Origin of the sequence: Cytobacillus gottheilii, assembly GCF_001636345.1 — a bacterium.
GTDB lineage: Bacteria > Bacillota > Bacilli > Bacillales > Cytobacillaceae > Cytobacillus > Cytobacillus gottheilii.
Genome location: NZ_KV440945.1, coordinates 2118188 through 2138597, shown reverse-complemented (window position 1 = coordinate 2138597; position 20410 = coordinate 2118188). Strand labels below are relative to the sequence as shown.

Annotated in this window: 20 protein-coding genes and 2 other annotated features; of the genes, 3 read left to right on the top strand and 17 right to left on the bottom strand. The window is 38.0% G+C overall.

The annotated features are described in order from the left end of the window. Positions 1 to 304 precede the first annotated feature (304 nt). The 9 genes from cdaS to A6754_RS10315 all read right to left on the bottom strand — a co-directional run bounded on the left by cdaS (position 305) and on the right by A6754_RS10315 (position 8732). Positions 305 to 904 (bottom strand): sporulation-specific diadenylate cyclase CdaS, encoded by a 600-nt coding sequence (gene cdaS / locus A6754_RS10360; RefSeq protein ID WP_066444798.1) that lies wholly within the window; start codon positions 902 to 904, stop codon positions 305 to 307. A 122-nt stretch (positions 905 to 1026) separates the two neighbouring features. After that, positions 1027 to 1812, bottom strand: coding sequence for a tryptophan synthase subunit alpha (trpA, locus tag A6754_RS10355; protein WP_066444794.1), 786 nt, complete (start codon positions 1810 to 1812; stop codon positions 1027 to 1029). After that, the gene (gene trpB / locus A6754_RS10350) at positions 1805 to 3007 is read right to left on the bottom strand and encodes a tryptophan synthase subunit beta (RefSeq protein ID WP_066444791.1); all 1203 of its coding nucleotides are present in this window, start codon (positions 3005 to 3007) and stop codon (positions 1805 to 1807) included. The genes trpA and trpB overlap by 8 nt, the downstream gene beginning before the upstream one ends. Further along, positions 3004 to 3627: a phosphoribosylanthranilate isomerase gene (locus A6754_RS10345; RefSeq protein WP_066444788.1), complete on the bottom strand. Its 624-nt coding sequence runs from the start codon at positions 3625 to 3627 to the stop codon at positions 3004 to 3006. Before A6754_RS10345 ends, trpB begins: the two co-directional genes overlap by 4 nt. Further along, a complete protein-coding gene (gene trpC / locus A6754_RS10340; protein ID WP_066444785.1) occupies positions 3624 to 4409 on the bottom strand; it encodes an indole-3-glycerol phosphate synthase TrpC in 786 nt (261 codons plus the stop codon). Before trpC ends, A6754_RS10345 begins: the two co-directional genes overlap by 4 nt. Before the next feature lies 1 nt (position 4410). Then, the gene (trpD, locus tag A6754_RS10335; protein WP_066444781.1) at positions 4411 to 5436 is read right to left on the bottom strand and encodes an anthranilate phosphoribosyltransferase; all 1026 of its coding nucleotides are present in this window, start codon (positions 5434 to 5436) and stop codon (positions 4411 to 4413) included. Beyond that, positions 5408 to 6019 (bottom strand): anthranilate synthase component II, encoded by a 612-nt coding sequence (locus A6754_RS10330; protein WP_066444771.1) that lies wholly within the window; start codon positions 6017 to 6019, stop codon positions 5408 to 5410. The genes trpD and A6754_RS10330 overlap by 29 nt, the downstream gene beginning before the upstream one ends. Continuing rightward, complete coding sequence (gene trpE / locus A6754_RS10325; RefSeq protein ID WP_066444768.1) at positions 6000 to 7394, bottom strand: anthranilate synthase component I; 1395 nt, start codon at positions 7392 to 7394, stop codon at positions 6000 to 6002. The genes A6754_RS10330 and trpE overlap by 20 nt, the downstream gene beginning before the upstream one ends. 95 nt (positions 7395 to 7489) lie before the next feature. Continuing rightward, positions 7490 to 7736: a binding site (T-box leader), on the bottom strand. 34 nt (positions 7737 to 7770) lie between these two features. Further along, positions 7771 to 8030: a binding site (T-box leader), on the bottom strand. A gap of 60 nt (positions 8031 to 8090) precedes the next feature. After that, positions 8091 to 8732, bottom strand: coding sequence for an MOSC domain-containing protein (locus A6754_RS10315; RefSeq protein ID WP_257297439.1), 642 nt, complete (start codon positions 8730 to 8732; stop codon positions 8091 to 8093). A gap of 130 nt (positions 8733 to 8862) precedes the next feature. Between A6754_RS10315 and bcbE the strand changes: the two genes are divergently transcribed. Continuing rightward, a complete protein-coding gene (gene bcbE / locus A6754_RS10310) occupies positions 8863 to 10119 on the top strand; it encodes a bacillibactin exporter BcbE (protein WP_066444761.1) in 1257 nt (418 codons plus the stop codon). Between the two features lie 198 nt (positions 10120 to 10317). Here the strand turns inward: bcbE and A6754_RS23390 are convergent, their stop codons facing one another. The 5 genes from A6754_RS23390 to A6754_RS10290 form a co-directional block, all read right to left on the bottom strand. After that, positions 10318 to 10407 carry a putative holin-like toxin gene (locus tag A6754_RS23390; RefSeq protein WP_367659892.1) on the bottom strand — a complete coding sequence of 30 codons (90 nt, stop codon included), beginning with the start codon at positions 10405 to 10407 and terminating at the stop codon, positions 10318 to 10320. 203 nt (positions 10408 to 10610) lie between these two features. Then, positions 10611 to 12479 carry a PTS fructose transporter subunit IIABC gene (locus A6754_RS10305; RefSeq protein ID WP_066444758.1) on the bottom strand — a complete coding sequence of 623 codons (1869 nt, stop codon included), beginning with the start codon at positions 12477 to 12479 and terminating at the stop codon, positions 10611 to 10613. Position 12480: 1 nt separating this feature from the next. Continuing rightward, positions 12481 to 13404, bottom strand: a complete 924-nt coding sequence (gene pfkB, locus A6754_RS10300; RefSeq protein WP_066444755.1) for a 1-phosphofructokinase — start codon at positions 13402 to 13404, stop codon at positions 12481 to 12483. Further along, on the bottom strand, positions 13401 to 14153 hold the full coding sequence (locus tag A6754_RS10295; RefSeq protein WP_066444751.1) for a DeoR/GlpR family DNA-binding transcription regulator: 753 nt from the start codon (positions 14151 to 14153) through the stop codon (positions 13401 to 13403). The genes pfkB and A6754_RS10295 overlap by 4 nt, the downstream gene beginning before the upstream one ends. A gap of 536 nt (positions 14154 to 14689) precedes the next feature. Further along, positions 14690 to 15289 carry a nitroreductase family protein gene (locus tag A6754_RS10290; RefSeq protein ID WP_066444749.1) on the bottom strand — a complete coding sequence of 200 codons (600 nt, stop codon included), beginning with the start codon at positions 15287 to 15289 and terminating at the stop codon, positions 14690 to 14692. A 214-nt stretch (positions 15290 to 15503) separates the two neighbouring features. On the opposite strand from A6754_RS10290, the gene A6754_RS10285 reads away from it, so the two are divergent. Both A6754_RS10285 and A6754_RS22755 read left to right on the top strand, forming a co-directional pair. Next, positions 15504 to 15794, top strand: a complete 291-nt coding sequence (locus tag A6754_RS10285; RefSeq protein WP_066444746.1) for a hypothetical protein — start codon at positions 15504 to 15506, stop codon at positions 15792 to 15794. A gap of 146 nt (positions 15795 to 15940) precedes the next feature. Continuing rightward, positions 15941 to 16099, top strand: a complete 159-nt coding sequence (locus A6754_RS22755) for a hypothetical protein (protein WP_156495756.1) — start codon at positions 15941 to 15943, stop codon at positions 16097 to 16099. An 11-nt stretch (positions 16100 to 16110) separates the two neighbouring features. On the opposite strand, the gene A6754_RS10280 is transcribed toward A6754_RS22755, so the two are convergent. The 3 genes from A6754_RS10280 to A6754_RS10270 form a co-directional block, all read right to left on the bottom strand. Then, the gene (locus tag A6754_RS10280) at positions 16111 to 17103 is read right to left on the bottom strand and encodes a hypothetical protein (RefSeq protein ID WP_066444738.1); all 993 of its coding nucleotides are present in this window, start codon (positions 17101 to 17103) and stop codon (positions 16111 to 16113) included. A 279-nt stretch (positions 17104 to 17382) separates the two neighbouring features. Continuing rightward, positions 17383 to 19854: a bifunctional diguanylate cyclase/phosphodiesterase gene (locus A6754_RS10275; protein WP_066444736.1), complete on the bottom strand. Its 2472-nt coding sequence runs from the start codon at positions 19852 to 19854 to the stop codon at positions 17383 to 17385. Between the two features lie 308 nt (positions 19855 to 20162). Continuing rightward, a complete protein-coding gene (locus A6754_RS10270; protein ID WP_066444734.1) occupies positions 20163 to 20384 on the bottom strand; it encodes a hypothetical protein in 222 nt (73 codons plus the stop codon). Positions 20385 to 20410: the final 26 nt, after the last annotated feature.

Below are 20410 nucleotides of genomic sequence, written 5' to 3'. Positions count from 1 at the left end.
TAAGATGAAATTTTATGTAATAGATTTCCTTTTTTAAATTTTGTTTAGGATTTCCTCTAAACAGCAAAGAGGCTAGACAAAACGAAAATACTCTTTCTAAAACAGTAATGTTCATTTTCAAGGTTTGCGTGTTTACACAAGCCCGCTCCATTTCACTCATGTTAATAAAATATATTTTATAATTATAAATAAAAAAAACGAATGATTAGAAAGATGACTTCCTAACCATTCGGTTCTATGGGCATGTTAAATACTTATGTCCCAGCCTCTATACAAACTACATTCAGCCAAATTCAAAAAATAACTAGTTGCGCACTGTATAAAGCTTGCCTTGTAAGGCAAATGATATTCGTCCTGTTTCTTCTGATACAACTATTGCAATTGCGTCAGTTACTTCAGAAATGCCAATAGCAGCTCGATGCCGCGTACCAATCTTTTTCCCCTGCTGCTCTGTTTTAGCAACAGGCAATATGTTACCAGCAGAAAGAATTTCATCTCTTCGAATGTGAACGGCACCATCATGTAAGGGATTACCATCATAAAAAATCGTCTCTAGCATTGTATAACTTACTTTCGCCCCCACTTCAATCCCATTGTGCATATATGCTGTTACATCTTCCGTTCTTTCAATAACATTTAAGCCGCCGTGCCTCCGCTCTGATAAATGCTGAGCAGCCAGACTTAATGTCGCAGCTTCGTCTGTATAAGGCAATAAATACGATTGTAAATAATAGGTGGAAGCAAGGTTATGTGCTTCCATAACTTGTTTTTGGAGCAGTTCAAAATCTTCCAATATACAGCAGCTTTGTATATTCCATGAACCAGATAATTTTTGCAGCTGATTTTTAATACTAACGATATAGCGATCGACGTCATTTTTATATTGTTCAGGGCCGTAAATCACAGCAGGACACCTCCGTGATTGTATCTTCTTTTATAAAATTTCCCTATTCATCTTTCTTATCCAAATTTGTTTGCATTAATGACGTCATTTTAAACTCATTCAGAGGATCAGCCTTTTTAGTTTTATTCTGTTATATTTACCTTCTTCACAGCTCCAATCAATGTTTCAATTTCCTCCTGCTTATTTTGTTCAAATAACTGAACAATTTTGCTGCCAACAATTACACCATCACAATAAGAACTGATGGATCTTACTTGTTCTGGAGTCGAAATACCAAACCCGGCTAATACAGGAATAGAAGAAACTTCTTTTATACTCTGCAAATAATCGCCGAGCTGAGAATGAAACTCTGAACGTGTACCAGTAATTCCGTTAACGGTAACAGCGTATAAAAAGCCTTTACCTCTTTGAGCAATTTCCTGAATACGCTCCACTGGACTCGTAAGTGTTACTAAGCGAATCAGCTCAATCCCCTCTCTATCCGCCTTTTCTAAAAGTAGTTCTTCCTCTTCAATCGGCAAATCAGGAATAATAAATCCATCTACTCCAGCATTTCTGCAATCCTCAAAGCATCGATCTCTTCCGTATGCTAAAACAGGATTCAGGTATGTCATTAATATAATAGGTATATGAATAATCGGGCGTATGCTGCGGATTGCTTGAATGACATCTCTTAATGAGATATTGTTCTTCAAAGCTCTGATCCCTGCCTCTTGTATAATGGGCCCATCAGCAACCGGGTCTGAAAATGGAATGCCTATCTCTACCGCTGTGGCCCCAGCCCTCTCCAGAAATGTTATTCGTTCTCCTAAGTTTTCTAAACCGCCGTCTCCTGCCATAATATAAGGAACAAATGCTTTTTCTTCCTTAAGATTTAGTGTTTTAAATACTTTTTCAATTCTATTCATTATGGTCACCTCCGAGTCGTTCTTGCACAGAAGATACATCTTTATCTCCTCTGCCTGATAAACAGATGACAATTGATTTTTCTTTTCCCAATTCTTTCGCAAGTTTAACACCATAGGATATGGCATGGGCGCTTTCAAGAGCAGGAATGATTCCTTCTGTTCTGCATAGTAATTGCAGTGCAGATAAAGCTTCTGTATCTGTAATGGACGTGTATTTCACTCTTCCTATATCCTTTAAGTAGCTGTGCTCTGGACCAACACCTGGATAATCCAAACCTGCAGAAATTGAGAAAGCTTCTTCGATTTGCCCGTTTGCATCCTGCAGCAAATACATATATGAACCATGAAGCACCCCTGGATTTCCTTTTGTTAAAGAAGCTGCATGTTTTCCGCTTTCAAGGCCGATGCCGGCAGCTTCTACCCCAAACAGCTCCACACTCTCGTCTTCAATAAAAGGATAAAACATGCCCATCGCATTACTGCCCCCGCCAATACACGCAACTGCCGCGTCTGGAAGCTTGCCCGTTATCTCAAGAAATTGCTTTTTTGTTTCCTCGCCAATTACACTTTGAAAATGCCGTACCATTTCCGGAAACGGGTGCGGTCCCATTACCGAACCAAGTATATAATGGGTATCTTCCACATTGGTTACCCAATAACGCAAGGCTTCGTTTACCGCATCTTTTAAAGTCGCGCTTCCAGATGTGACACTCACAACTTTTGCTCCCAGCAATTCCATTCGAAAGACATTCAGCTGCTGTCTGCGAATATCTTCTTCTCCCATAAAAATAATGCATTCAAGATTTAGAAGTGCACAGGCGGTGGCTGTTGCCACTCCATGCTGTCCTGCTCCAGTTTCGGCCACAACTTTCTTTTTGCCCATTCTGACAGTCAGCAAAGCTTGCCCGAGAGAATTATTTATTTTATGGGCACCTGTATGATTTAGGTCCTCTCGTTTTAAATAAATCTGTGCTCCACCTGCATATTTCGTTAAATTCTCAGCAAAATAAAGAGGTGTTTCCCTGCCTACATAGTTTTTAAGAAGATGATTAAGCTCTTCTGTAAAAGCTTTATCTTTTAATGCTTTCCTGTATTGTTCATCTAATTCTAAAACGGCCTGCATGAGTGTTTCCGGCACATATCTGCCGCCATAAGTTCCAAAGTGGCCGCGTTTGTCTGGCATTGTATAAGTCATTTGTTTACTTCCTCCTTCATTTCTTTTGCATGCAGCATAAAATCATTGATTTTATCTATATCTTTTACACCTTCCGTTTCTACTCCGCTGCTCACATCGACCATATAGGGATCAACGACGTTAATAGCTGCGGCCACATTTAATGCATTCAATCCTCCAGCAAGAATGATTTTTTTTCCATCTTTATTAAGTGTTTTAGTCATCTTCCAATTAAAAGAAGTGCCATTTCCTCCTCTGTATTTTCCTTTGGGACTATCAAGCAAATAAAAGTCACATTGATACAGTGCTAATGTTTTTAGATCACTGCTTGATCCAATACTAAACGATTTAATGACAGGGACCTCATAATGAAGACAGTCTTCTGGAGATTCATCTCCATGAAGCTGGATCACATTAATTCCCGTTTCTTGTATGACTGCCTCTATTTTTTCGCGTGTTTCATTAACAAAAACACCAACTTTAAGAACAGACTCCGGAAGATTTTTTATGATGGATAAAGCCTTTTCAGCCGTTATTTGCCTTTTACTTTCTGCAAATACAAAGCCAACCGCATCTGCTCCGCTATTTATTGCGGCTTGTGCTGTATTTAGATCTGTAATTCCGCATATTTTCACTTTCATGCTGAGCTATGCTCCTTTCCTGAACACTTTATTCTGTCAAACATTTCACTCACTCCATCTGCTGCCATAAATGCTTCGCCAACTAGAATTCCGTTTGCACCTGCATTTTTTACCCTTTCAATATCCTCACTTGTTTTCAAGCCGCTTTCACTAATTACATATGCACCACTTTTTTTGATCTTTGGTGCCAGTTCTTCTGTTTTTGCTATATCAACATGAAACGTAGTTAAATTTCGATTATTAATTCCAATAAGCTTCGCACCAATGTCAATGGCACGTTCTGCCTCAGCTTGATTATGAACTTCAACAAGGACATCGAAGCCAAGCTCTTGAGCAAATTGATGCAACTCCTGCAGTCTCTTTCTGTTAAGTGCAGCAGCGATTAATAAAATGATATCTGCTCCTGCGTGTTCTGCCCTGATGATTTGTGTTTCATCAATCATAAAGTCCTTACATAAAACCGGAATGTTCACTGCCTCTTTTACAAGAGTCAAATCTTTAAAATCTCCTTTAAAGAAAGATTGATCAGTGAGAACAGACACAGCAGCAGCACCGTTTTGTGCATATGATAATGCTTGTGAAACTGGATCTCTGTGCATATTAATATCTCCTTTTGATGGAGAAGCCCTTTTAAACTCTGCAATAACAGCCAGTTCAACTGTGTTGTGCAGATGAGAAATGAATGAACGCTTTTCACTGCCTATTGGTCGTAAAGCTGTACTTTTCAGGATTTCAATTTCTTTCTCTTTTTCAGCTAGTATTTTGTCTAATATGTTTGACATCCTAAATAACCTCCTGCTTATATTTTTTGCTGGCATCTTTTAATAGCAGAAGTTTCTGCAAAGCTTCTCCAGAATCAATGGATTCTTTGGCAAGCTTAATTCCTTCTTGAATGGTTGCTGCTCCCCCGCCAGTAAAGATTCCTAAACCTGCATTAAGCAAGACGGTATCACGAAAAGGACCATGTTCACCGCGTAACACTTTTTTCAATATTGCGGCATTTTCAGCTGCATTTCCGCCGATAATGCTCTCTGCTGAATAAGTCGGGAGTCCAACGTCAGCTGGATGTAAGGTCATTTCAGTAATGGAGCTGTCTTCAAGCATGACCAGTTTGTTCTCTCCTATTAGAGAAGCTTCATCCATACCTCCTGCTCCATGAAGTACAATCGCTCTTTTTCTTCCAAGTGATTTTAATACTTCAGCAAATGTTTTCAAATAATCCTCCCGATAAATTCCGATTAGTTGGTTTTCAAGAGGGACAGGGTTTGTTAAAGGCCCGATTAAATTAAAAATAGTCGGAATCCGCAAATCACTGCGCACCTTCATAATCTCCTTCATATTGGGATGTACATTTGGAGCAAACATAAAGCAAATCCCAGCCTCGTCCAGTAATTCCTCTGCAATATCAGGTGCATAATCAAGGGAGATGCCCAGCTCTTCAAGGACATCAGCACTGCCGGTTTTACTGGAAATACTGCGATTGCCATGCTTTGCGACAGGTATTCCTGCTCCGGCAATAACAAATGCAGAGGTTGTGCTGATGTTAAAACTCTTGGATCCATCTCCCCCTGTTCCGCAATTATCTAGAACATTCGGAAATTTTGTTGCAAAAGGCTTAGACCTTTTTCTAATTGCCTTAACTAATCCGGTAAGCTCTTCTGCGGTTTCTCCTTTTATCTTTAACGCCATTAGAAAAGCCGCGATTTCACTATTGGTAGCTTTTTTCTCGAAGATCGACTCCATGGCTTCGATCACACTTTCCTCTGATAATGATTGTTGATCAGCTAGTTGCTGCAGAATGGCTTTCATCTGTTTTTCTCCTCTCAATTTTATTCAGGAAACTGCTGAGAAGCTCTTTTCCAACTGGTGTTCCTATGGATTCAGGATGAAACTGGAAACCGTAAACAGGATATTGTTTATGTTTGACTGCCATAATTTCATGATCATCAAGCGAATAGCCTAATACCTCTAAACAGGCTGGAAGAGATTCTTTTTTAATAACGAGTGAATGATACCGCATTACTTCGATATGCGGCGAAATCTTTTCAAAAAGGGATGAGCTTTGATGCTGTAATTTCGATATTTTTCCATGCATGATTTTTTCCGCTTTTTCAACATCTGCACCAAAGGCATACCCAATGGCCTGATGTCCCAGGCAAACGCCTAACATCGGAATGCTGGCAAAGAATTCACGGATAAGGTCTATACAAACCCCTGCATGCTTTGGATGACCTGGACCTGGTGATAAGACAATGCCCTCAGGATTTAATTTACGAATTTCGTCCACAGTAATTTCATCATTCCGAACAACCAGCAGCTCTTCACCCAATTCGCCAAAATATTGATAGAGATTGTACGTAAACGAATCGTAATTATCGATTAATAGAATCATGTTCGTCCTCCATGAATGCTTTTAGTTTATGAATGGTTTCTTCATATTCTTTTTCAGGAATAGAGTCATGGACAATTCCAGCTCCTGCTTGTATATAGGCTTTATCTCCTTTTATAATCACCGTCCGGATCGCTAAGGCAAAGTCCATACTGCCTGTTACGGAAAAATAACCAACTGCCCCGGAATATAACCCTCTTTTCAATGTTTCAAGTTCATTGATAATTTCCATCGCTCTTACTTTTGGTGCTCCTGATACAGTTCCTGCAGGCAAACAGGCAATAAGGGCATCAAATGCTGTATAAGGCTCTTTCAATGTTCCAGATACCTCGGACACAATATGCATCACATGTTTAAATCTTTCTACTAGCATGTTTTTTTCGATTTTAACTGAGCCAAAGTGAGCTACTCTTCCAATATCATTTCTGCCGAGATCAAGAAGCATTCTATGTTCCGCAAGCTCTTTTTCGTCGGCGAGTAAATCCGCTTCAAGTTCCACATCTTCTTGAGCCGTTTTGCCGCGTGGCCGTGTACCTGCTATTGGATTTGTTAATACTTTGTTACCGCTCACCTTTACTAAACTCTCTGGCGATGCACCAGCAACCGAATAGGAACCGTAATCCAGATAATATAAATAGGGGGATGGATTGCTAATCCGCAATTCTCGATAAAAAGAAAATGGATCTCCTTTGAAATCTGCTGTGAACCTTTGCGAAAGCACGACTTGAAAGATATCTCCTTGCTCAATATATCTCTTTGCTTTTTTTACTATATCTTCGTATTCCTCCTTCTTCATTGACGGAGTAAAGTGTGAAAGCTTTGCCTCACTTTGCTGAAAACAGCCATCAATCTGTTGAATGTCATTTGTTAACTTTTCAAGACTGGCTCTTACCTTTTCTTGCCCACTTATAATTGGATAGCCTACAAGGTAGATCTTTTGCTCAAGATGATCAAAAACGACAACTTCCTCGTATACCATAAAGTGAACATCCGGCAGATTCAGCTCATCTGCTCCGGTCTTGCCGATTTTTTCATATTGACGAATGGCGTCATATCCTGCAAATCCAACAGCTCCTCCGCAAAATGGGAGATCAGATTGTTCGTCTATCATGGGAAGCAGTTCCCTTAAAGCTTCAATGGGTTTTTGCTTCTTGCTTATCACCTGACCAGAGAAGCTCAATTCGCATTGGTCATTTCTGCCTGTGAGCTCTAAAACAGGGTTTGTTCCAATAAATGAATAACGGCCAGACTTTTCATGCTTAAGTGAGCTTTCGAAAATAAATTTCCGGCTGCCCTGCAGTTTCATATAAATGGAAATAGGTGTTAGAGTATCTCCGGAGAGCTGTTGAATAATTAACTGATTTTTCGAGGCAATCATTTTGTATCCTCCATTCTTTTATTCATTACGTTTACTAAGTTTTGCTCTGACCTTTTAGAGAAATAAAAAAATCCCCTATACGCATCGCAATGCGCATAGAGGACGAATCTTTCGATCGTGGTGCCACCTCAGTTCGGAGTTTTTTAAACATACTCCCTCTGAACGGTACATCTGTATAACAGAAGTACCTTTTCCTAATAACGGAGGATCCCCGTGTCTTCCTACTGCCATTCAGAAGACCTCTCACAAGTCCATTCCATTGAAGAATCACACCGGTTCCCACCATTCCCGGCTCTCTGAAGTGCTTCTTTTCAATATACTACTCTTGATCATCAATTTAATTTTTTTTTGAAATACAAAAAGGGCCTCCCGTCATAAAAAGGACGAGAAATCCGTGGTGCCACCTTCATTAGCTGAAAAATTCAGCTCACTTAAACAGATATCTAAATGCTTAAAAGCATTCCAAATACCTGTCTCTTGTAACGATGAGACGCTTCGCCAAAGCCTAATAAGGAGTGTTCCTGTTCGGTTTGAAAGCTCTGAAGTCCATTCGCAACTGCAGCTACACTGGTTTGCACCAACCACCAGCTCTCTGAAGTATTTACAGAAGTTACTACTCTTCGTCATTGCCGTTTCATATTTGTCTACTATCATATTTGTCAATTCCAAAAATGTCAAGAGTATTTTACAAAAAAATTATTTTGCAGCTCTTATGTATTTTTCCAGCTTAATTTTCCACTCTTCGGCCAGATCTTGTAAAGTTAGAAGATCTCTCATTTTTTGCGGATCATTACGCTCAAACATAATTAAATTAGCATCTAAAACTGAAATACTTTCCTGCTTTCTCTCGATCAGTTCTAAAGAACTCTCTGAATAAACCGTACCCTCTTCAAGCACTTTAAAAAAATAGCCTGTATAGCCTGTTTCAAATGTTTTTGAAAGTAATGCATCGGTTTCATTGAATTTTGAAAGCGTCGAACATGGAATTCTTCCTTGCGTGATTTGTATGATAACATTTCCTGTTTGAAAAATGTCACCTATGTAGACATCCTTTTCTATCATATCCTTCACACAAATATTTTCTCCAAATGACGGTGGAGCAAATGGCTTTTGAAAGACTTTTTCCCAATATTCGTAGTGTTCAAAAGGGTATGCGCAAACAGCACGATCTGGTCCGCCGTGAAACTTCTCATTAGCAACCCCATCACCTTCAAAGCATTGCTTATTTAATTGGACTTCTTCGACAATTGTCTTCGCAATTCCTGATTGTTCAGGTTTTCTTTTCCATTGAAAAACTTTAGGTTTTCCGATACTTAAAGTTATAATTTTTCCTTTCAAAATAAAACACCCCATCTACACTTTATTCCTATTGATTACCAAAAAAATAAGTCAATTCAGCAATTATTTTTGTCATAAATCGTCCATATTAAGCTTAGTGACCTTAAACAGAAGGAAGGTTAGCCCACTCATGGACAATATTGAACAGATTGTTGCAAAAAAGAAAAAAGGGAACAACGAGCAAGAAGATAAGAATAATCAAAAATGGGCTATCTTATCCATTTCATCCATACCATTGGTTATGACCTTGGGAAATTCGATGCTCATTCCAGTGCTGCCTGAGATGGAAAAAAAACTAAACATTTCCTCTTTCCAAGTTAGTATGATTATAACAGTTTATTCAATTGTGGCCATCTTTTTAATACCCCTTGCCGGCTTGTTATCTGATCACATCGGCAGAAAAAGAGTTATCATTCCAAGCCTTTTTATAGCTGGAATTGGAGGCATTATCTCTGGCTGGGCTTCATGGAAAATGAATGATCCATACATGATTATCCTCTTAGGAAGAGCACTTCAGGGAGTGGGTGCAGCAGGTGCTGCACCTATTGTAATGCCGCTTGTTGGCGATATGTACAAAAATGATGATGAAATCAGCAGCTCCTTAGGCTTGATTGAAACGGCAAATACGTTCGGAAAAGTTCTCAGTCCTATCCTTGGAGCATTATTAGCTGGATTTATATGGTTTTTACCTTTTTTTTCATTTCCAGTGTTTTGCGGTATTTCTATATTACTAATGTTTTTTCTAGTTAAGACGCCGAAAAAAAAAGAAAAACCCTTGCCTATTAAAAAGTTTTTCAAAAAGATCAAGCAGATTTTCAAAGATAATGGCAAATGGTTATATGCCATCTTTCTGATTGGTGCTATTTTGATGTTTGTACTGTTTGGTGTGCTCTTTTATTTATCTGATGTTCTTGAGAATACTTTTGATATAAAAAATCTTAAAAAAGGATTTTTGCTCGCTGTACCTCTTGGGGCATTATGTTTAGGATCCTATATTACTGGAAAAAAGATTAAAGAAAATAAAATCATGATGAAATGGATTATTTTCATTGGCTGTTCATTATCTGCAGCTTCCGTTGTTCTGCTTAGTTTTTCTGAAAATCTAATCTATATGATTTGCTTGTTTTTACTTTGTGGAATTGGAATTGGCATAGCTCTTCCATGTCTCGATGCTTTAATTACAGAAGGAATTGAAAAAGAGGAAAGGGGAACGATTTCCTCGGTATACAGTTCAATGCGCTTTATTGGAGTTGCAGGGGGACCACCTGCCATTGCATTGCTATTAAAGCATGCTGAAAACTGGCTTTTCTATTTGTTATGCGCACTTACTGTCCTAGCAGCATTAGCAACACTGTGGGCAATAAAACCTGAAAAGGAAGCTGCCTAACGCAAGATCTGAGGAATTTCAAATAAATTGCCGTGACTTTGCATGGTTGATATGATATCCTTTAACTAAGTAAACTTAAATACTTAATAAAAACAGCTGTGAATGTTGCAGCATTCACAGCCATTTACAATAGTCCGTTTCCATCGGGGATCGGCCCAAATCACGTAGACCTCACCCTTCTTTTAGCTCAAGGGAGGTCTATTTTTTATCTTTAAAACTTAAGACAGCAATAATCAAGCTTGCAAAGGAAATCATAATCATCATTCCTTCATATACTGTCAAAGGCATCACCCCCTCTCGGAACGGGGTTAGCCGACCACCCTATATAGAAACTTTCCACTGCTATTTCATTATACCATAAACTCGTCCTAAAAATCGAACGTATGTTCTAAATATTGAAATTGAGTCTTCATTCCTATATCTATATAAAAGGCGCCTCCTGCTTTTATAAAGCCGGAAGCGCCTTTTCGGTATCTAAAATGAACTTTACATTATTTTACTGGTTTTTTCAGAAGTCCTATTAATAGAGCAGATACAATTGCTCCAGCTACAATTCCAATCAGGTAAACAAACCATGGACCTTCAACTAATGGAATAACAAATACTCCGCCATGCGGTGCTCTTAGACCAATATTGGCCATCATGGACACAGCACCGGCAATAGCTGAACCAACCATCATAGAAGGAATTACACGGAGCGGATCGGCTGCTGCATATGGTATGGCACCTTCAGTAATGAAGGAAGCACCCATAATGTAGTTCACTTTTCCTGCTTCTCTCTCTTGTTTCGTAAATTTATTTTTAAAGAAAGTAGTTGCTAAAGCAATTGCTAATGGCGGAACCATTCCTGCTGCCATAACAGCTGCCATTGGTCCAAATACATCACTTGCAAGGAGACCTGTTCCAAACACATATGCGGATTTATTGACTGGTCCTCCCATATCAAAGGCCATCATTAACCCTAAAACAGCACCAAGCAAAACAGCATTTCCTGTTCCTAAACCTGTTAACCAGCCTGTAATGGCATCATCTAATGCGGCTACTGGTTTATTAACAACATAAAGCATAATGAATCCAGTTAATCCAATACCAAGTAGAGGATATAATAAAATCGTTTTAATTCCCTCTAATGCTGCAGGCAATCCTGAAAGAACCTTTTTCAAGCCTACAACTAAATATCCAGCCAAGAACCCGGCAATAATACCGCCAAGGAAACCTGCTCCTCCAGTTGCAGCAAGCATACCGCCAACAGCACCAGCTGCAAACCCTGGACGATCAGCAATGCTCATTGCGATGAAGGCAGCCAGAATTGGAATAATAAGACCAAATGCACTGCCACCGCCAATTGTATTTAATGCTTCTGCAATAGGGTGATATGATGGGTCATCAGGATTTGAAGCATTATAACCAAACATAAAGGAAATCGCAATCAAAATACCTCCGCCGACAACAAATGGCAGCATGTTTGATACACCATTCATTAAATGCTTGTAAATCCCCGCTTTTTGTTCTTTTTGCCCTTCACCTGACTTTGAATTACTATCCGCTGTATAAACAGGTACATCCTGATTTAATGCCTTTTCAATTAACTCCTTCGGCTTGCGGATTCCATCAGCAACTGGCGTTTGCAGGACATGCTTGCCTCCAAAACGCGCCATTTCTACTTTTGTGTCAGCCGCTACAATAACTGCAGTTGCTTTCTCAATTTCTTCAGCTGTTAAGACGTTCTTCGCACCGCTAGAACCATTTGTTTCAACCTTAATCTGAACACCCATTTCAGCAGCTTTTGCTTTAAGAGAATCTGCCGCCATATACGTGTGGGCAATTCCAGTTGGACACGCAGTAACAGCAACAATAAATTGCTCAGTCTCATTAATTTCCTCTTGAGCTGGTTCTTCTTCCTCTTCTTGATCATATGAATTGATAATATCGATAACATCTTGCTCTACTTTAACGTTTTGCAGTTTTTGACGTGCTTCTTCATTCATAAGAATGGAGGAAAGACGTGACAATGCTTCTAAATGTGTATTGTTTGCACCCTCAGGAGCAGCAATCATAAAGAAAAGAAATGCCGGCTGTCCGTCCAGTGATTGATAATCAACACCATTTTCAGACTTACCAAAAGCAATGGCAGGAGTTTTGACTGCGGCAGTTTTAGCATGCGGAATCGCAATTCCCTCTCCGATTCCTGTTGTACTTTGCTCTTCTCTTTTAAGAATAGCTTTCTTAAATTCATCTCGGTTATTTAATTTGCCTGCTGAGTCTAATTTATTGACTAATGCTTCGATTGCTTCAGCTTTTTCGCTGCCATTAATCGAAAGCAAAATGGTCTCCTTTGTCAGCAATTCTGTAATTTTCATCTTAGTTCGCTCCATTTCCTTTTCTTATGTTCACTTCATCTAAGAGCTGCTGAATTTTTTCCTCGGTCGCAAGCCCAATAGAAAATGCGGTTGCACTGCCGCTAGCCACACTATATTGAAATGCCTTTTCAATATTTTTTGTTTTTTCATATTGAGCTAAAAAGCCAGCTACCATCGAATCACCAGCACCAACCGAGCTTTGTACCTCTCCCTTTGGAACATTTGAAGTATAGACTTCATTCTCACTGATAAAAATGGCACCGTCCCCTGCCATTGAAACAATGACATGTTGAGCACCCATCTCCAGCAGACGTCTTCCATATAAAATGGCCTGCTCTGCTGATGTAATCTCAGTCTCAAAAAGCTGTCCAAGCTCATGATGGTTTGGCTTAATCAGGAACGGACGATACGGAAGCACCTTTTTTAATAACTCACCTTCAGCATCCACTACAAATGATGTTCCGTTTTCTCCTAGTGTTTTTACGATTTCTTCATATGTTGAAGCAGGCAAACTAGCTGGAATGCTCCCGGCAATAACAAGCAGATCTTCTTCCGTTAAAGCAGAAATTTTCCTTTTCAGCAGATCCATTTCTTCAGCTGTTATATTTGGTCCCTTTCCATTCAGTTCTGTTTCTTCAGCTGCCTTAATTTTTACATTAATTCTTGTATCATCGTTAACGTGTACAAAATCTGTATTTATTTGCTCACCCTGTAAATACGTCTCGATATACTTGCCAGTAAATCCTCCGACATAACCAAGTGCAACACTAGTAACTCCCATTCTTTTTAAAAGACGGGAAACGTTGATTCCCTTGCCGCCTGGCAGCTTAGTTCCCTCTTCAACCCGATTTAAATGACCCACATTAAATTGATTAAGGGATGTGATATAGTCTACAGAAGGGTTTAGCGTTAGTGTATATATCATGAATTCACTACCTTTACCATAGTTTTACTCTTTATTTCGATTAGACTCTCTTCATCATGTTCATTTGTAATAATTAATGCTTCGTGCAAATCTCCTATTTTAGCGAATCCAATTTCAAACAACTTAGAATCATCAGCCAGCACATATGCTTCACGGGCTAAACCAATGGCCGTCTGCTTAATCAATGCCTCTTCCTGATCTGGCGTTGTAAAGCCAAATTCGGGATGAATCCCATTGACCCCCATGAAACATTTATCGAAACGGTATTGTTTCAAGCTTTCAAGTGCTCCGCGGCCAATTACTGCATTTGTTTTTGGCTTCGCAAAGCCGCCAATAATGTAAGTCGTAATGTTTCGATCTATTAATTGATTTACATGTGTAAGTCCATTCGTAACAACAACTATATTATGAACAGGCAGGAAAGGGATTATTTCAGCTACTGTAGAACCTGCATCTAAGTAAATGGAATCTCCTTCTTCAACCAGCGATGCTGCATGCTTGGCTATTTGTTTTTTTTCTTGAAGGTTTTTGGCTGATTTTTCAATCATACTTGGCTCTTGAAGCTTTCCTTGTAATCTTGAAGCCCCTCCATGTACTCTTTTCAGGTATTTCCCTTTTTCCAATTGAGTTAAATCACGTCTGATCGTCGATTCTGAACTATTTGTAGCCTCTACGATATCTTGTATTTTCACCGTTGACTGCTGCTTTAATAGTTTTAATATAAGCTGGTGCCTGTCTGGCGTAAGCATTATAAAAATCTCCTTTTTACTGAAGCTTTATCATGTTCTTATTGTACTGAAACCGATTGCAGATTTCAATCATTTTCTTTCAAAAACAATCAACTAGTGATTGTTTTTGAATGGAAATTGAATTTACTATTATTTTTAGAATTATCTCAAAATAATAGTTTGATCTATATTATGTATTATGCTAAAATCTAAAATAACAACATATAGTTTTAATCTCCATAATAAATACTATATGTTGTTTTATCTTTGTTTTTTCTAATGATTCCATAGTCTCTTTTTTATCCGTCTCCTTGTGGAGCGGATCTTTTTATGTTCCTATATTTTTTGCCTGCTGTTCTGAAATTATTTCTTTCTAAGCGGATAAATGAGATGGGAATTTGAAATTCCTGTAAAAAATCTGAATCATATCCGCAGCTTTGTCCGTTGGGTTTACTTTCCTTTTAATTTTTATAACACAGTAGCACAAAACAAAAAACCTGAATGATTATATAAAGTTAATCATCCAGGTTCTTCATGTCTAGTACCCTTTAAGGTAATTATTCAAATATCTTAATACGCTCTTCCAGCGGTTTAAAATCTTTTTCTCCAGGAGCTATAGTTGGTTTTCCGAATGGCATTTGTGCAATTAACTTCCATGATGACGGAATTGACCACTCCTGCTGGATTGACTCATCGATTAACGGATTATAATGCTGTAAAGAGGCCCCAAAACCAAGTTCCTCTAAAGCAGTCCATATTACAAATTGATGCATAGCAGATGTATGCTCTGACCATACAGGGAAATTGTCTGCATATAACGCAAAATCTTCCTGAAGTCCTTTTACTACTTGCTGATCTTCATAAAATAAAACGGTGCCATATCCAGCTTTAAAAGAATTGATTTTTTCATCTGTAGGCGAAAAATTTTCAGCTGGTACAACTTTTCTTAAAGCATCCTTTGTTAATTCCCAAACTTTATCATGATTCTCACCCAGCAATAAGACCACTCGCGTGCTTTGCGAGTTGAATGATGATGGTGTATGGAGAACTGCTTCGTGAATAATTTCTTTTATAGCTTCATTCGAAGCAACATGCTCCTTACTAATACCGTAAATGGAGCGGCGGTTTTTAATAGCATTAAAAAAAGCTGAACTCATATTATTTCCTCCTAAATTAAATTCGATCAGATACACAGTTATTATTGACCACTTAACAAGCAGATTAGACATAAGATGTAATTTTCTTGAATTAAAGCATTTAAAAGTGTCAAAAGTAACTTTCTTGTCAATTTAATTCAGAAAGGTGTGACAGAAAAACACCCTTCAAGAACATATAATAAAATTAATCCCTTTTGAAAGGCGGTATTTAAAAATGGACACCCTCACAAAAAGTTATGTTGATTTTTTTCAAAAATCAATTATCCCCCTGCCAGCTTTTAAAATGAAAAATAACTCTATTTCCTGCAGTCACTGGCTCATTGCCATAGAAGGCAAATTAGAGAAAAAGAAAAATTACAGCTGGCGAGTTGCGGTTTACCCATCAAGTGAAATAGGAAACTTTGAATGGAATGACCTTGTCTACCAATCAGAGCGGTTTGATTCTTTCAATTCTGCCTGTGCACATGCAAGAGAAACAGAAGAACTATATAAAAAAGTAAACTAATCTTTCCTATATCCTTCATCCACTCCCCCTTACCTGGCTTCACCCTCTTTTTTTAATTCAATTGTGAAATCCATCACATAATCTTAATGTTTAACAACAGCTTGAATCGTGAATATAATCAGTAAATAAAATAAATGGAGGTCATTATGTTGCTGGATATAAATTTAGAAGGAATTGTTCACACGGACATTCAGACAAACGAAGAAAAATCGCTGAACTTATCAATTGGCGGTGAAGATTTGCTTCAATTATTAAAAGACATTCATGGAGAAAAAGTAAGGATTACGATCGAGGAATTAAAATAAAAGCACCACTCCTATAGCGGAGCGGTGCTAAAGTCATTAAATGTATGAAATAAAATATAATCAAAGAAATGTTCTTCCTCAGAAGCGATCGATTTTTCAAGCTCGATAACATGGTTCCACATACGTTCTGCAACTTGCTCTTCTCCAATTAACAATAAGTAATCATACGTAAAAGCATAAACAGCCAATGATTCATACAAAACAAGGGGCTTTCCGCTGTTTCTATCATAACGGCCAAACACTTTTCCTTCTTCCTCCAATTGTGTGAGCAGCCAATTGTTGAATAAGGGAAGTTCTTGTCCACGCTTCACTTTGTTGGCAGCGATTAACAGCTGATCGACCATATGAACCTCATCACTATATTGATATGCTTGCTTGCTTATATTGTAGTATTCTGGAAAAAATGGTCCTTCGATAGTTAATGCATTTAAAAGCAGCTCTTCTGTTTCATCTGTATCTGTTAGTGTTCGAAAAAAGTCATCTGTTAAATAGCTTAATGTTATTCTTCCTGCTGGTTCACCTGTAGTCCAATCTGAGAAATCACGATACAGTCCATCTTCATACTGCAAACTTACTAAAGAGTCCCTTAGTTCATCTGCTAATTTTTGATATTCTTGTTCCTTAAATGATAATGAACCTTTGATAAGCGCCTGAATAATCCTTACATCATCTATTAGTGCATTAGCTGCTGCATGCTCGTCAAGAGACCAGCGTATATAGATACCCTTTTCATTTGAAAGAAGGAAATGTTTTTTAAGAACATCTACTTGCTCACGAAACGCTTCATCATACCCGCCAAGCAGCAAATATTTCATATACAAACCTATACTTTCTGATAAATATTGCTCATCTTCACCGGTTTGGTAGCTAGAAATAAGTGAATCACTCATATAATGTTCTTTTACATACTTTTGCACGGTAACACCGTCCCCGTTTTTACTCCACATGAAAAAAGCAATTAATAGGACTACAATCATAATCATGATTAATTTATATTTTTTCATTCCTTTGCCTTCTGTTGAAGCACTGAGTTTTTACTCACGAAACAGATTGCCCTTTCATCCTTCCATTAATATCAGTATACTTGCTTCTAAATAGTTAGGTAACAAATAATTGTGCACAGGGGTTAAAATACATAATAAGGCTATATTTTAATGGCATTTCATCGTTCAAGAGACTGTTATGCTCCAAAAATAAAAAACTAGACGGAAATATGATTCCTCGTCTAGTTCATTTGTTTCCCTATTGTTTAGGCTTTATTCTTGAGAAAACCAATTTATGTTTTAAACTTCAACTATTGGTCCTAATGACTTTTCTTCCATACATTTTTGAAGCAATTCTTGTACTGCAATAGCTTTTACAGGCTTACTGAACAAGTATCCCTGATATTCGTCACAGCCATCCTGCTTTAAGGATAACAGCTGTTCATTTGTTTCCACACCTTCAGCTATTACATTTAGATCAAGGCTATTAGCCATATTAATAATTGTTTTGACAATGGCTGCATCTTTCCCGCTTTCGTTGACTGTACTAATAAATGAACGGTCAATTTTTAATGTATCAAGCGGAAAGGACTTTAAATAGCTTAATGAAGAATACCCTGTACCGAAATCATCCAGGGATAATTTTATGCCCATCTCTTTTAATTGATTAAGCACTGGAATCGCATAAACCGGATCTTGTACAATCGTTTCCGTTAATTCAAGTTCCAGGTATTGTGGATCAATTTTAGTATTTTCGATAATTTCCATCACCGTATCTACAAACGAGGTCTGCTGGAATTGGCGTGCAGAGATATTTATACTCATTCTTACGGGAGCATATCCCTGTATCTCCCATTCCTTTGCTTGTCGGCATGCCGTTTCAATTACCCAAGTTCCAATCTGGATAATCAATCCTGTCTCTTCAGCGAGTGGGATAAAATCTGCAGGTGAAACGATGCCCATCTTAGGATGGTTCCAGCGGATTAATGCTTCAACCCCCATAATATGACCAGTGTTCACCTGTATTTGCGGCTGATAATATAGTTCTAATTCGTTATTAATGACCGCTTTGCGCAATCCAATCTCTAGTCTCATTTTTTTTGCCATCAGCTCATTCATATCGGCTGTAAAGAATTGAAAATTGTTTTTTCCATTCTCTTTTGCCCTGTACATTGCTGTGTCGGCATTTTTCACAAGCAAATCAGCTTCACTGCCATCTTCAGGATACATACTGATGCCAATGGAAGCCGAGATAAACAGTTCGTTATCCTCAAAATGAAATGGCATTAACAATTCATCTAAAATCTGCTGTGAAATTTTTGCAGCATGCTGATGATTCATTTGCGGGAAGATTAATATATATTCATCTCCTCCCTGTCTGGCAAGCATGTCCTTTTTCTCAATATATTTAGACATTCGCTTCGATACTTCCACGAGAAGCTGATCACCGACACTGTGGCCGAGTGTATCATTTATATATTTAAAACGGTCAAGGTCAATAAAAAGAACTGCCAATGATTGATGATTGATTGCTGCCTGTTCGATACTTAAGGAAAGATAATTATTCAAGAACCTTCTATTCGGTAAGTTTGTTAATGGATCACGATAAACAAGCTCCGTTATTTTCTTCTCATTCTTTTTCCGTTCAGAAATGTCCCGGATGATTCCACTGAAATACGTATTTTCATCATTCGTCAAGGTTGATAGTGTTAATTCAATTGCAAAGACCTCTCCATTTTTGCGAAGAGCTTCTAACTCAACCGACTTTCCAATAATTTGTTCTTTTCCAGTAGCAACATAATCCTTCAAACCCTTACTATGCGCCTTGCGGTAGCTAACAGGAATAATAACGTCCAGACTCTGCCCAAGAATTTCATTTTCTTTGTAGTAGAATATAGCTTCAGCTGCGTTATTCCAGGCAATAATGGTTCCCTCACTGTCAGCTAAAACAATCGCATCATTCGCAGTCATAATAATGGATTGATACATATTATCCAAAAATTGAAGCTGATCGGTTTTCTGCTGAAATCTTCTATCTAAAAATGTACTAACCAAAATAATGGTGAGAAGCAGAAACATTCCAATTCCTATAGTGAACCCCATGACTGTTGTATAGATTGCAGCTGAGGAATGAGCGTGTGCGTGATTGTGTTCAATTCCCATAGATTCATATGTCGCTGCAGCCATCCCGGTAAAATGCATGCCGGAGATTGCGGCACCCATAACTAAAGAACTCGCTATCTTTTTTAGATGTGTGTACTTTTGATTTGCATTTTTTTCAAAATAAAAGAATAAATATAAGGCCGCTAATGAAGCAACAAAAGCAATAATAATCGACAAAACGAATAATAATGGATCATAAATAATCGCAGCATCCATTACCATGGCTGCCATTCCTACATAATGCATTAATGCAATTCCAGCTGATAAAAAGGCAGCTCCTATAAAGATAAATAATCCCCGGTTTAAGCCTACACTAACAATAGCAAAAGCAATGGCACATGCAACTACAGCCAAAACAATTGATAAAACCACCAGAAAGGTATCGTACATAACAGGAATACTAAGATGATGAGCCAACATGGCAATAAAGTGCATAGACCAGATACCAAAGCCTAATGAAAAAGCACCAGCAGTAAGCCAAATATAACGAACCATACCTGAAGATCTTCTTAGGCGGCTGACAATATTTAAGGATGCGTATGAAGCAATAACAGCAATTAAAATGGAAATGAAAACAAGAGTTATATTATAGTAGCTGGTAAGCTCCATGGAATGTACCTTGCCTCTCTTAAAATTCTATAGTGGTAATGAATTATTATAGTTAAATGTTCCTATACGTCATATTATAATAGGTAAAAATGTTATTTACCGTATTTAAAATATTTAATTTTTTCGTAAAAGAATCAGATTTTTTAAAATAGATTATCTCTCTCATGCAATTACCTTTTTAGAGTATAAAAAAAGCCTTTCCTTTTCGGATAGGCTTTTCGCATGTATGTAGACAATCATACGAGTTTGCGCCTAAGGACCCGGGGTTGAAAATAAATCCCTGTGGGCCCAAACGCTTGTTTATTCGTTTAGACAGAGGTATTTTCCTTTGTAACTTCCCTGTTTTCTTTCCAGATTTTATAATGAGTAAACATTGTAAATAGCAAGAAGAAGTTCATCGCCCAAATTGAAATCACAGGACTTAAGCCTCCAAATTGAATGGTTGATGATCCTTTTAGGTACATAGCGATATATGATTCAATAACGATCAGAACAATTGCTCCAAAACCGGAAAATGCAATACGAATCATGATTTCTCACTCCTTCACCTTATTTA